Below are 12,115 nucleotides of genomic sequence, written 5' to 3'. Positions count from 1 at the left end.
GTTTCGGGCTGCTTCTCCTTAGCTGCCGCGGCGAGGGCCTGTAGTCGAGGCCGACTCCCTCCCCGCGGAGCTTGGTGCTGCGTCGTCGGCCGTCCTTCCGGACACCCTCTGAGGAGCCCCCGCATCATGGCGAACCGCCAGCAGCCCAGTTCCATGCCGACCCACAAGTACGGCCGCTACGAGCAGGTCGACATCCCGGACCGCACCTGGCCGGACAATCGCGTCACCACCGCCCCCCGCTGGCTCTCCACCGACCTGCGTGACGGCAACCAGGCCCTGATCGACCCCATGTCGCCCGCCCGCAAGCGCGCGATGTTCGACCTGCTGGTCAAGATGGGCTACAAGGAGATCGAGGTCGGCTTCCCGGCCTCCGGCCAGACGGACTTCGACTTCGTACGCTCCATCATCGAGGAGCCCGGGGCCATCCCCGACGACGTCACCATCTCCGTACTGACCCAGGCCCGCGAGGACCTGATCGAGCGCACGGTGGAATCGCTGAAGGGCGCCAAGCGCGCGACCGTCCACCTCTACAACGCCACCGCCCCCGTCTTCCGCCGGGTCGTCTTCCGGGGCTCCAAGGACGACATCAAGCAGATCGCCGTCGACGGCACGCGGCTGGTCATGGAGTACGCGGAGAAGCTGCTGGGCCCGGAGACGGAGTTCGGCTACCAGTACTCGCCGGAGATCTTCACCGACACCGAGCTGGACTTCGCGCTGGAGGTCTGCGAGGCGGTCATGGACGTCTGGCAGCCCGGTCCGGGCCGCGAGATCATCCTCAACCTGCCCGCCACGGTGGAGCGTTCGACCCCGTCGACCCACGCGGACCGCTTCGAGTGGATGGGCCGCAACCTCTCCCGCCGCGAGCACGTCTGCCTGTCGATCCACCCGCACAACGACCGCGGCACGGCCGTCGCCGCCGCCGAGCTGGCGCTGATGGCCGGCGCCGACCGTGTCGAGGGCTGCCTGTTCGGGCAGGGCGAGCGCACCGGCAACGTCGACCTGGTCACCCTGGGCATGAACCTGTTCTCCCAGGGCGTCGACCCGCAGATCGACTTCTCCGACATCGACGAGATCCGTCGCACGTGGGAGTACTGCAACCAGATGGAGGTCCACCCGCGCCACCCGTACGTGGGCGACCTGGTCTACACGTCCTTCTCCGGCTCCCACCAGGACGCCATCAAGAAGGGCTTCGACGCGATGGAGGCCGACGCGGCCGCCAAGGGCGTCACCGTCGACGACATCGAGTGGGCGGTCCCGTACCTGCCGATCGACCCCAAGGACGTCGGCCGCTCCTACGAGGCCGTCATCCGGGTCAACTCGCAGTCCGGCAAGGGCGGTATCGCGTACGTCCTGAAGAACGACCACAAGCTGGAACTGCCCCGCCGGATGCAGATCGAGTTCTCGAAGATCATCCAGGCGAAGACCGACGCCGAGGGCGGCGAGGTCACGCCGAAGGACATCTGGGCGACCTTCCGGGACGAGTACCTGCCCAACCCCGAGAACCCGTGGGGCCGGATCCAGGTCAAGAACAACCAGTCGACGACCGACACCGACGGCGTGGACACGCTGACGGTGGAGGCCACGGTCGACGGCCAGGACACCGTCCTGTCCGGCTCCGGCAACGGGCCGATCTCGGCCTTCTTCGACGCGCTCCAGTCCGTGGGCATCGACGTACGCCTGCTGGACTACCAGGAGCACACGATGAGCGAGGGCGCCTCCGCGCAGGCCGCCTCCTACATCGAATGCGCGATCGACGACAAGGTCCTGTGGGGGATCGGAATCGACGCGAACACCACGCGCGCCTCGCTGAAGGCGGTCGTCTCGGCCGTCAACCGCGCGACTCGCTGACCAGTCCCGACGTTGATTCGAGGGCTTCGTCCGCCGTTGTCCGGCGGGCGGGGCCCCGTCGTATACCGGCCAATCCCTGTGAGGGTCACGGAAAGGTCTCCTCCGGGGTACTGACTCCTCCTCATGGATGTGGCTAACATCACGCAAGCGCGGCGACGCTGCCGTGCGGCATGACGGAGGTGCGACGTGCTGCCAGGACGGGGACGAAACGGCCATGCCGCCAGGCTTTCGAGCATCCTGGGCACCCGTATCGCGTGGACGCCCGCCGGTGACGGGGAGTTCTTCTGCCCCGGCTGCGGCGGCGACCGCAACTACCAGCGGCTGACCGGACAACGCCGCTTCACCTTGCTCGGCCTGCCCGTGCTGCCGCGCGGCGAGACCGGCCCGGTCGTGGAGTGCGCCGCCTGCCGCCGCCACTTCGGCATGGACGTCCTCGACCATCCGACCACCACCCGCTTCTCCGCGATGCTCCGCGACGCCGTGCACACCGTGGCCCTCGCCGTGCTGGCCGCGGGCGGCGCCGGTTCCCGTACGGCGCTGGAGTCCGCGGTGCTCGCCGTGCGCGCGGCCGGCTTCGACGACTGCACGGAGGAGCAGCTGGCCGCCCTCGTGGAGGCGCTGGAGGCGGACACCGGCCGGATCACCGGGGAACCCTGTGGTGCCGGGCTGGCCATAGAGCTGCACGAGGCGCTGGACCCGCTCGCCCCGCACCTCGCCACGGTCGGCCGCGAATCGATCCTGCTCCAGGGGGCGCGCATCGCCCTGGCGGACGGGCCGTACACCCCGGCCGAGCGGGACGTGCTCGCGACGGTGGGGGCGGCGCTCACCATCTGCTCGGACGACGTGACACGGGTGATGGCGGCGGCGGCGCGTACGCCGTCGTAGGGCAGCGCGTCCCTTCGGCCGCTCGTCGTCCTCGCCCCCGCGTTACTCCCCGGGGAGTAATCCGCCGCCCGTACCGCCCTGCGCAGTAGCCCCCGACTCGGCCTCGGGCCCGACGAATCCGCCCCCGTGCGCCGGGAGTCTGGAGACCGTTCCAGACACCCGGACCGGAGGGAGCCCGAACAGTGGGGGACACAAGGAACACCGCACGGCGGCGAGCCGTGCCCTGGGTGGTGGTCGGGCTGTGGCTCGCCGCCCTCGTGCTGGTCGGGCCGCTCGCCGGGAAGTTCGCCGGCATCCAGCAGAACCGCGCGGTCGACTACCTGCCCGACAGCGCCGACTCCACGCAGGTCGCGCGGATCCAGGACCGGCTCCCGGGAGGCGAGTCGACCGACCTGGTGCTCGTGTACCACCGGGACGGCGGTCTGACCGACGCCGACCGGCGCACGGCCGCCGAGCAGATCGCCGAGGTGCGCGGCGCCCACGACCTGACCGGTGAGCCGCGGGGCGTGCCGTCCGAGGACGGCTCCACCCTGATGTACCCGGTGTCGAGCACCCAGCCGGGCCAGGACGAAGAGGCCCGGAACGCCTTCGTGGACGGCGTGCGCGAGGTCGCCGAGGGGAGCGGTGGGCTGAGCGTCGAGGTCGGCGGGCCGGGGGCGCTGAACACCGACATGGGCAAGGTGTTCGAGACGATCGACGGCACCCTGCTGCTGGCCACGCTCGCCGTCGTCACCGTCCTGCTGATCCTGATCTACCGCAGCCCGTTCCTGTGGCTGGTGCCGCTCGCCGTCGCGGGCGTCGCCGCCGCCACGGCGATGGCCGCCGGGTACGGACTCCACGAACTGTTCGACGTCACCGTCACCGGCCAGAGCGGCGGCGTGATGACCGTGCTCGTCCTCGGCGCCGGCACCGACTACGCGCTGCTGCTCATCGCCCGCTACCGCGAGGAACTACGGCGCCACGAGCGGCCGTACGACGCCATGCGCACCGCGCTGCGCGGCTGCGGACCGGCCATCCTGGCCTCCTCCGGGACCGTCGCGGCCGGGCTGCTGTGCCTGCTGGCCGCCGATCTCAACAGCAGCAGCGGCATGGGGCCGGTCGGCACGGTCGGAGTGCTCGCGGCGCTGGTCGCGATGACGACCCTGCTGCCCGCCGTGCTCGTGCTGCTCGGACGGCGGGTCTTCTGGCCTCTGATCCCCGCCTTCGGCAGCGAGCCCAAGGCCCGCCGGTCGCTGTTCGCCGCGATGGGGACCTCGGCGACGCGCCGGCCCGTCACCGTGCTCGTCGGTGGCGGCGTCCTGCTCGGTGCTCTCGCGCTGGGCACGTTCAACCTGTCCGGCAGCATCAAACAGGAGGACTCCTTCACGGAGCGGCCCGAGTCGATCACCGCGATGCAGACGCTGGCGCGGGAGTATCCGGAGCGCAGCAGCCGGCCGGTGACCGTCATCGCCCCCGACGAGCGGACCGACGTGGTGTTGGACCGGGCCCGTGAGACCGAGGGTGTCGCCGAGGCGGTTCCCGGGCGCAGTGGTTCGGGGTGGACCGAGATCGCGGTCTTCACGACCGCCTCGCCCGAGACCCCGGCCGAGACCCGGACCATCGAGGCCCTGCGCGCCGGGCTCGACACCGCGGGCGCCTTTGTCGGCGGGCCCAGCGCGCAGCAGATCGACCTGGCCGACAGCGAGTCGCGGGACCGCAAGGTGATCGTGCCGCTGGTGCTGGCCGCCGTGTTCGTCATCCTGGTCGGTCTGTTGCGGAGTCTCGTCGCGCCGTTGTTGCTGCTGACGGCGGTGGTCGCGGTGTGGGGAGCGGCGCTCGGCATCGGGGGGCTGGTGTTCGAGCCGGTGTTCGGGTTCGGCGGTACGGATCCCGGGCTGGGGCTGCTGTCGTTCGTGTTCCTGGTCGCTCTCGGGGTCGACTACGGCATCTTCCTCATGCATCGGATGCGGGAGGAGTCGGTGAAGGGTGCCGAACCGGAGGCTGCGGCGCTTACCGCGTTGCGTACGACCGGTGGGGTCATCGCGTCTGCGGGTGTCGTGCTCGCGGCGACGTTCGCTGTGCTGACGACGCTGCCGTTGGTCGGGCTCGTCGAGCTCGGGTTCGTCATCGCGGTCGGGGTGCTGCTGGATACCTTCCTCGTGCGGACGTACTTGGTCACCACGGCGAGTGTGCTGCTCAAGCGGCGGATGTGGTGGCCGGGGAGGCTCTCGCGTGCACCGGAGCAGCCTGTTGGAGCCGAGCAGGGGCGGGTGCGCAGCCCTGCGTCGCGCTGAGCAGATCAAGCGCCCCTCCCCTCCCGGAGGGGCGCATTCCTGGACGAGGATGAGGTCCGTGCAGGTGCCCACGACAGGTAATCGGATCATGGCGGTGATCAACCGTGATCCGCTGACCGCTCCGCACGCCGTGCGCAACGACGCGCTGCTCGCCGTCGTCGCCGCCCTACTCGCGGTCGCACTCGCGCTGTTCGTCGACGACGGCCGCCGGCCCGACGAGCTCGGGTGGGCGCTGTTGCTCGCCTGCCACGTGCCGCTGGCGTGGCGGCGCCGCCGTCCGCTGCTCGTGCTGCTCGTGATCGTGGCCTGCGTCGCGCCCTACCACGCCCTCGACAACACCCACACGGCACCGACCCCGGCCACCTACATCGCCCTCTACACCGTCGCCGTCACCGGACGGCCGCTGCGTACCGTCCTGGTCGGCGTCGGCGTCATCACCCTCTCGACGAGCGTGATGCTCACGGTGAGCATGCACGAGGCGCTGAGGGTGCTCCAGATCTCCGGGTGGGTCGTCGCCGTGCTGTTCTGCGGTGCCGACGTGCGCTTCTACCGCCAGTACGTCGCCTCCATCGTGGAACGCGCCGAACGTGCCGAACGCACCCGCGAGGAGGAGGCCCGGCGGCGGGTCGCCGAGGAGCGGCTGCGGATCGCCCGGGACCTGCACGACCTGCTCGCGCACACCATCACCCTCATCGGCGTGCAGACCTCCGTCGCCGCCCATGTGCTGTCCGCCGACCCCGAGCGGCTCGACCGGGAGACCGTGGCCAAGGCGCTGGACGACATCGCCGAGACCTGCCGCAGCGCCCGCGGGGAACTCCGTACGACGCTGGAGGTGCTGCGCGAGCACGGTTCTCCGGACGCCCGCGGTCCGCTGCCCGGCCTCGACGGTCTGACCGACCTGGCGGAGGCCGCGCGGCTCGCCGGTGCCCGGGTCGAGCAGACCGTACGGATACGACAGGCACCGCCCGCCGTGGGCGCCGCCGCCTACCGCATCGTGCAGGAGGCGCTGACCAACGCGGTGCGGCACGCGGGACCCGAACCGGCCGTCCGTGTCGACCTGGTGGAACGGGAGGGCGCCCTGCACCTGTCGGTCAGCGACGACGGCACGGGACCGGCCCCGGCCGGCACCCCGGGCTTCGGACTGGTCGGAATGCGCGAGCGGGCGCGCAGCGTGGGTGGCACACTCGACGCCGGTCCGCGTGCGGACGGCGGCTTCGAGGTGACCGCCGTGCTGCCGCTGACGAAGACGGGGACGGGGACCACGGGGGAGGGGACCGGATGACCATCCGAGTGCTGCTCGCGGACGACCAGACGCTGGTGCGGGAGGCGTTCGCGATGCTCGTGGAGTCGGCCCGGGACATGGAGGTCGTCGGCCAGGCCGCCACCGGCCGGCAGGCCGTGCGACTGGCCCGCAGCGAGCGGGCCGACCTCGTGGTGATGGACATCCGCATGCCCGACCTGGACGGCATCGAGGCGACCCGGCTCATCGCGGCCGACGAGGACCTCGCGGGCGTCCGCGTCCTGGTCCTCACCACGTACGACACCGACGAGAACATCGTGGACGCCCTGCGCGCCGGCGCCTCCGGGTTCCTGGTGAAGGACACCAGGCCGGCCGAACTCCTCGACGCCATCCGTACGGTCGCGGCCGGGGAGTCCCTGCTGTCGCCCGGGCCCACGGCACGGCTGATCGAGCGGTTCCTGCGCAGCCCCTCGGCACCGGAGACCGGAGGGCCGGAGTGCCTGTCCGGCCGTGAGCGTGAGGTGCTGTCGCTGGTCGCGCGCGGGCTCAACAACACCGAGATAGCCGATGCGTTGGGCCTGAGCCCGCTGACCGCCAAGACCCACGTCAGCCGCATCATGGGCAAGCTGGCGGCCCGTGACCGGGCGCAGTTGGTCATCGTTGCGTACGAGTCGGGGCTGGTGACGCCGGGGAGCATCTGACGGACAGGTACTGTCCGATGCTCCGTCACGCTCCGTCAGGAGAGGGATGACACTCCTCAGACGCACACTCCTCGTCACCGCCGTCCTGTGCACGCCCCTCACCGCCACGACCCACGCCTCGGCCACCCCCGGCTGCACGTCCTCGGTCCCCTACGTCTCGGGCGAGGGCGGCTACGACACGTACCGCATCCCGGCCACCGTCACGACGGGCAAAGGCACCGTCCTCGCCTTCGCCGAGGGCAGACGCGGCGGCGCGGGCGACACCGGCGACATCGACGTCGTCCTGCGGCGATCGGCGGACGGCGGCTGCACCTGGGGCCCGCTCACCGTCGTCGCGGCCGGGGACGGCGACACCCGGGGCAACCCGGCACCCGTCGTCGACCCGCGCACCGGCGCGATCGTGCTCCTCACCTCCTACAACAGCGGCGAGGTGACGGAGGCCCGGATCATGCGCGGCGAGGTCACCCCCGAGCAGAGCCGACGAGTGTTCGTGCAGCGCAGCCGGGACGACGGCCGGCACTTCACCCCGCCCCGTGAGATCACCGCGCAGGTGAAGGACCCGTCCTGGCGCTGGTACGCGACCGGTCCCGGCCACGCCATCGCCCTCACCCGGGGCCCTTACGCGGGCCGCCTCGTCGTCCCCGCCAACCACTCGGCGTCCCCGCCGTCCGGCTCCCAGGACACCGGCCAGGAGCCCCGCTACTACGGCGCCCACGCGCTGCTGAGCGACGACGGCGGCCGGACCTGGCGGCCGGGCTTTGTCGACGACTCGTACGAGGGGACCCACAACGCCAACGAGTCCACCGCCGCCCAACTGCCGGATGGCCGGGTGTACTTCAACGCCCGGGACCAGCACGGCACGAGCCCGGGCAATCGCCTCGACAGCCACTCGCCGGACGGCGGCCGGTCTCTCGACCGCCCGTACACCGTGCAGCCCACCCTGAACGAGGTCCCGGTCGTCCAGGGCAGCGTCCTGCAACTCCCCGGCCGCCGCGGCCCGTTGCTGTTCTCCGGCCCGTCCGTCCCCACCGCCCGCCGGGCGATGGCCGTCTGGCGCAGCACGGACGGCGGCGCCACCTTCACCAAGGCGCTGACGCTCTCCCGGCGGCCCGCGGCCTACTCGGACCTGGTGCCGCTCGGCCGGAAGACGGTGGGGATCCTCTACGAGACGGGCGCACAAGGGGCCTACGAGACGATCGAGTTCCGGCGCCTCCCGGCCGACGGGCTCTAGAGCAGCCCCGCCGTCGCCAGGTACTTACCGACCCGCTCCACCTCGGCCTGCGACAACGGCACCTGCGGCTCCGCCGTGGCCGGGCAGTCGATCACGCCCCGCAGGTGCAGCGCGGCCTTGAAGGCGCCGATCGCCGAGGAGCCGGGGCCCATGCGGGCCGGGTCGCCGACGGTGACCATGCCGAACAGGGCGCACAGCCGCTCCTGTTCGGCACGGGCCTCCTTCCACTCACCGGCGCGGCACAACCGGTCCAGGCGGGCGTAGCCGTGCGGGTCGACATTGCCGAGGCCGGGCACCGTGCCGTCCGCGCCGACGGCGAGCGCCGCGTCGACGATCAGCTCGGAGCCGGTCAGCACGCTGAAGCCGGTGATGCCCTGGTGGGCCCTGGCCCCGGTCACGACCTGGCGGAAGGCGGCCAGGTCGCCGCTGGAGTCCTTGAGCGCGGCCAGGACACCGTCGGCGGCCAGCTCCAGCACCACGTCCGCGGGCAGCTTCGTGTGGACGGCGACGGGAATGTCGTAGGCGACCACCGGCACCGGGCTCGCCCCCGCGACCGCGCGGTAGTGGCGGGCGATCTCCGCCGGGTGGGTCCGGGCGTAGAACGGGGCGGTGACGACCACCGCGTCCGCGCCCGCCGCCGACACCGCCGCGACATGGCCGAGGACCCGGGCCGTCGTCATGTCGATCGCCCCGGCGAGCACCGGGAGCTGCCCGCCCACGTGGGCCGCGACCGACTCGACGACCAGCCTGCGCTGCGCGTCCGTCAGATACGCCGCCTCCGACGTCGAGCCGAGCACGAACAGGCCGTGCACCCCGCCGGCCACCAGGTGGTCGACGAGCCTGAGCAGCGAGGGGACGTCCACCTCGCGGTCCGGTGTCAGGGGCGTGCAGACGGGCGGGATGACACCGGTCAGCGAGGTGATCGTCATGGGGCCTCCATCGGGTCGCTCCGGCGGACGAGGTCGCGGGTCGACTCGTCCTCCTGGACAGGATGGTGGCAGCGGAAGCGGTGCGCGGGGGCCGACGCGGCCGAGAAGTCCGGCATCACCCCCGCGCACGTCCCGTCCGCCTTCCAGCAGCGCGTGCGGAACGGGCAGCCGCTCGGCGGGCGCGTCGCCGACGGGACCGGACCGGCCAGCGGGATCGGCTCGATCGGGTCGAGCAGGCCGGGCGTGGCGGAGAACAGGGCCCGGGTGTACGGGTGCCGGGCCCGGTCGGTGACCAGGGCGGCCGGGGACTCCTCGACGATCCGGCCCAGGTACATGGTGATCACACGGTCGCTCATCCGCCGTACGGTCTGGATGTCGTGCGAGACGAACACCAGGGCCAGGCCCAGACGTTCCTTCAGGTCCAGCAGCAGATTGAGGATCTGGGCGCGGACCGACACGTCCAGGGCACTGGTCGGCTCGTCCGCCACGACCAGGTCCGGGTCCAGCGCCAGCGCCCGGGCAATGGCGACGCGCTGGCGCTGCCCGCCCGACAGCTGGCCCGGCAGGGCGTCGGCGAGTGCCCGGGGGAGGCCGACCAGGGACATCAACTCCCTGACTCGATCGTCGCGTTGCTGCCTCGTGCCCCGGTCGTGCACGTCCAGCGGGTCCCGCAGGATCTGCCGTACGGTCAGGCGGCGGTTCAGGGCCGTCGACGGGTCCTGGAAGATCATGCCGGTGCTGCCGCCGACGGCCCGGCGGCGTTCGGCGGGCGGCATCGCCCACAGGTCGCGGCCCCGGAACGACACGGTCCCGCGTGTCGGCCGCTCCACCCCGACCAGCACCTTCGCCAGCGTCGACTTCCCGCAGCCCGACTCGCCCACGACGCCGATGGTCTCGCCGGGCGCGATCGCCAGGTCGGCGCCGGTCAGGGCGTACACCCGGTCGCGGGTGAACAGGCCGCCGCTGCGGGCCTTGTGCACCACATGCGCGTCGGACAGCTCCACGAGCGCGGGCCGTGTATTCATGACACCGCCTCGCTCTCGGTCGTCGCCAGCTCTATGGCCGGGTGGTGGCAGGCCGCCGTGTGCGCCGGTGTACCGGTCAGGAGCGGGGCCGTCGTCCGGCAGATCCCGCTCGCCCGCGGACACCGGTCGGCGAACCGGCACCCGGCCGGGAAGTCGGCGGGGGAGGGCACGACCCCCTTGATCTGCGTCATCCGCTCCTGCGCCGACTCCAGCGACAGCACGCTGCCGAGCAGACCGCGCGTGTAGTGGTGGGCCGGGGCCTCCACCAGGTCGGCGGTCACGCCGATCTCGACGATCTGCCCGCCGTACATCACCGCCACCCGGTCGGTGACGTCCGCGACCAGCGCCAGGTCGTGGGAGACGAGGATCAGCGCGAAGCCGAGCTCCTCGCGCAGTCGCAGCAGCAGCTCTATGACCTGGGCCTGCACGGTCACGTCGAGGGCGGTGGTCGGCTCGTCGGCGACGATCAGCTTCGGGCCGCGGGACAGGGCCATGGCGATCAGGACGCGCTGCCGCTGCCCGCCGGACAGTTCGTGCGGATAGCTGCGCAGGGTGCGCCCGGGGTCGAGGCCGACCATCGTCAGCAGCTCGGTGGGACCGCGCCGCCCGCCCCGCCGCACGACCTGCTTGAGCTGCGCGCGGATCGTCATCGCCGGGTTCAGCGACGACAGGGCGTCCTGGTAGATCATCGCCATCTCGTGGCCGAGGAGCTTGCGGCGTACGCGCATCGGTTCGGCGAGCAGGTCGCGCTGGCCGAACCGGACCTGGCCGCCGACGCGCGCTCCCTTCGGCTGGAGGCCCATGACCGCCAGCGCGGTCAGTGACTTGCCGCAGCCCGACTCGCCGACCAGGCCCAGCACTTCGCCGGGATGCACCTCGAAGCTGATGCCGTCCACGATGTCCACGCCGCCGTGCCGCTGGTCGAAGCCGATGGTGAGGTTCTCCACCGCCAGCACCGGCTGTCCGTCCCGGGGCAGCTGACGGGCCCGGGCCCGCAGCCGCCGGGCCGCCTCCGTCAGGCCGGGCAGCCGCACGACCTCCCCGCTGCCGGGCTCCGGCGCCTGGAGCCGGTCGTGCTCGTCGAGGCCGTCGGGGACGTCCACCTCCCGCGCCGACGGGGCCGCCCACGCGTCGGACACCCCCTCGGACAGGATGTTCAGCGACAGCACCGTGACCAGCATCAGCAGCCCGGGGAAGACCGTCGCCCACCAGCCGCCGGTCAGCACCATGTTCTTGCCGTCCGAGATGACACTGCCCCAGGACGGGTCGGGCGGCCGTACGCCCGCTCCGATGAAGGACAGCGACGCCTCGAAGACGATCGCCTCGGCGACCTGCACCGTGCAGAACACCAGCACGGGCGCGGCGCAGTTGATCGCCACGTGCTTCAGCACGATGTGCGGGGTCCGGGCACCGATCACCCGTTCCGCCGTCACGTAGTCCTCGCCGTACTGGTCGAGGACGTTCGCCCGGACGACCCGCGCCACCGGCGGCGTGAACAGGAACGCGATCGCGCAGATCAGCACCGTGATGCCACCACCGAACACCGCCACCAGCACGGCGGCGAGCGCGATGCCCGGGAACGCCATGACGACGTCCAGGCAGCGCATGAGCGTCTCGTCGACGGCCTTGCGGGAAGTCGCCGCGACGGCTCCGAGCAGCGCCCCGGCCACCAGCGCCAGGCCGGTGGCGCCGAGCCCGATCGCGAGCGACCAGCGCGCCCCGTACATCAGCCGGCTGAGGATGTCCCGGCCGAGGCTGTCCTGGCCCATCCAGTGCCCGGCGGACGGATGCCCGGTGCCGTCGACGGGCGGCTGCTGGTCGAGCGGGTCGTGCGGGGCGAGCAGCGGGGCGAGCAGCGCCAGCAGCACGACGACCGCCAGGAAGCAGAGGGCGGCCTTCGACAGCAACGGCAGCCGGCGCCAGCCGCGCAGCCGGAGGCCGGGCCGGGACAGCGCCTCGGTGAGGCTCTTGCGGGTCATCATG

General features: G+C 72.2%; 9 protein-coding genes. 6 read left to right on the top strand and 3 right to left on the bottom strand.

Annotated features, from left to right (window positions below; genetic code table 11):
- Window positions 1–126 precede the first annotated feature (126 nt).
- From leuA to ABFX81_RS13405, 6 genes are all read left to right on the top strand, one after another.
- Window positions 127–1,848: a 2-isopropylmalate synthase gene (gene leuA / locus ABFX81_RS13430; RefSeq protein ID WP_086839244.1), complete on the top strand. Its 1,722-nt coding sequence runs from the start codon at window positions 127–129 to the stop codon at window positions 1,846–1,848.
- A 186-nt stretch (window positions 1,849–2,034) separates the two neighbouring features.
- On the top strand, window positions 2,035–2,733 hold the full coding sequence (locus ABFX81_RS13425) for a TerB family tellurite resistance protein (RefSeq protein ID WP_086839242.1): 699 nt from the start codon (window positions 2,035–2,037) through the stop codon (window positions 2,731–2,733).
- Between the two features lie 182 nt (window positions 2,734–2,915).
- Window positions 2,916–5,006 carry an MMPL family transporter gene (locus ABFX81_RS13420; protein ID WP_346138098.1) on the top strand — a complete coding sequence of 697 codons (2,091 nt, stop codon included), beginning with the start codon at window positions 2,916–2,918 and terminating at the stop codon, window positions 5,004–5,006.
- Between the two features lie 49 nt (window positions 5,007–5,055).
- The gene (locus ABFX81_RS13415; RefSeq protein WP_086839238.1) at window positions 5,056–6,288 is read left to right on the top strand and encodes a histidine kinase; all 1,233 of its coding nucleotides are present in this window, start codon (window positions 5,056–5,058) and stop codon (window positions 6,286–6,288) included.
- The gene (locus ABFX81_RS13410; RefSeq protein ID WP_086839236.1) at window positions 6,285–6,947 is read left to right on the top strand and encodes a response regulator transcription factor; all 663 of its coding nucleotides are present in this window, start codon (window positions 6,285–6,287) and stop codon (window positions 6,945–6,947) included. The genes ABFX81_RS13415 and ABFX81_RS13410 overlap by 4 nt, the downstream gene beginning before the upstream one ends.
- 46 nt (window positions 6,948–6,993) lie before the next feature.
- Window positions 6,994–8,178 carry an exo-alpha-sialidase gene (locus ABFX81_RS13405; protein WP_086839234.1) on the top strand — a complete coding sequence of 395 codons (1,185 nt, stop codon included), beginning with the start codon at window positions 6,994–6,996 and terminating at the stop codon, window positions 8,176–8,178.
- Here ABFX81_RS13405 and ABFX81_RS13400 read toward each other — a convergent pair.
- The 3 genes from ABFX81_RS13400 to ABFX81_RS13390 are packed head-to-tail and all read right to left on the bottom strand — an operon-like array spanning window position 8,175 to window position 12,114.
- Complete coding sequence (locus ABFX81_RS13400) at window positions 8,175–9,107, bottom strand: dihydrodipicolinate synthase family protein (protein ID WP_086839232.1); 933 nt, start codon at window positions 9,105–9,107, stop codon at window positions 8,175–8,177. The two genes, ABFX81_RS13405 and ABFX81_RS13400, sit on opposite strands and share 4 nt — an antisense overlap.
- Window positions 9,104–10,132, bottom strand: a complete 1,029-nt coding sequence (locus ABFX81_RS13395) for an oligopeptide/dipeptide ABC transporter ATP-binding protein (protein ID WP_086839230.1) — start codon at window positions 10,130–10,132, stop codon at window positions 9,104–9,106. Before ABFX81_RS13395 ends, ABFX81_RS13400 begins: the two co-directional genes overlap by 4 nt.
- Window positions 10,129–12,114 carry an oligopeptide/dipeptide ABC transporter ATP-binding protein gene (locus tag ABFX81_RS13390; RefSeq protein WP_086839259.1) on the bottom strand — a complete coding sequence of 662 codons (1,986 nt, stop codon included), beginning with the start codon at window positions 12,112–12,114 and terminating at the stop codon, window positions 10,129–10,131. Before ABFX81_RS13390 ends, ABFX81_RS13395 begins: the two co-directional genes overlap by 4 nt.
- Window position 12,115 lies beyond the last annotated feature (1 nt).

Origin of the sequence: Streptomyces coeruleofuscus (genome assembly GCF_039532725.1) — a bacterium.
Taxonomy (GTDB): domain Bacteria; phylum Actinomycetota; class Actinomycetes; order Streptomycetales; family Streptomycetaceae; genus Streptomyces; species Streptomyces coeruleofuscus.
Note: the sequence above shows the minus strand (reverse complement) of the source record. Positions and strands in the feature narration are given on the sequence as shown.

Excerpts from the sequence above, each read along its gene's own strand:
- ABFX81_RS13395 (WP_086839230.1), bottom strand. The coding sequence starts at position 10,132 with ATGAATACACGGCCCGCGCTCGTGGAGCTGTCCGACGCGCATGTGGTG.
- ABFX81_RS13415 (WP_086839238.1), top strand. The coding sequence starts at position 5,056 with ATGAGGTCCGTGCAGGTGCCCACGACAGGTAATCGGATCATGGCGGTG.
- ABFX81_RS13390 (WP_086839259.1), bottom strand. The coding sequence starts at position 12,114 with ATGATGACCCGCAAGAGCCTCACCGAGGCGCTGTCCCGGCCCGGCCTC.
- leuA (WP_086839244.1), top strand. The coding sequence starts at position 127 with ATGGCGAACCGCCAGCAGCCCAGTTCCATGCCGACCCACAAGTACGGC.
- ABFX81_RS13400 (WP_086839232.1), bottom strand. The coding sequence starts at position 9,107 with ATGACGATCACCTCGCTGACCGGTGTCATCCCGCCCGTCTGCACGCCC.
- ABFX81_RS13405 (WP_086839234.1), top strand. The coding sequence starts at position 6,994 with ATGACACTCCTCAGACGCACACTCCTCGTCACCGCCGTCCTGTGCACG.
- ABFX81_RS13410 (WP_086839236.1), top strand. The coding sequence starts at position 6,285 with ATGACCATCCGAGTGCTGCTCGCGGACGACCAGACGCTGGTGCGGGAG.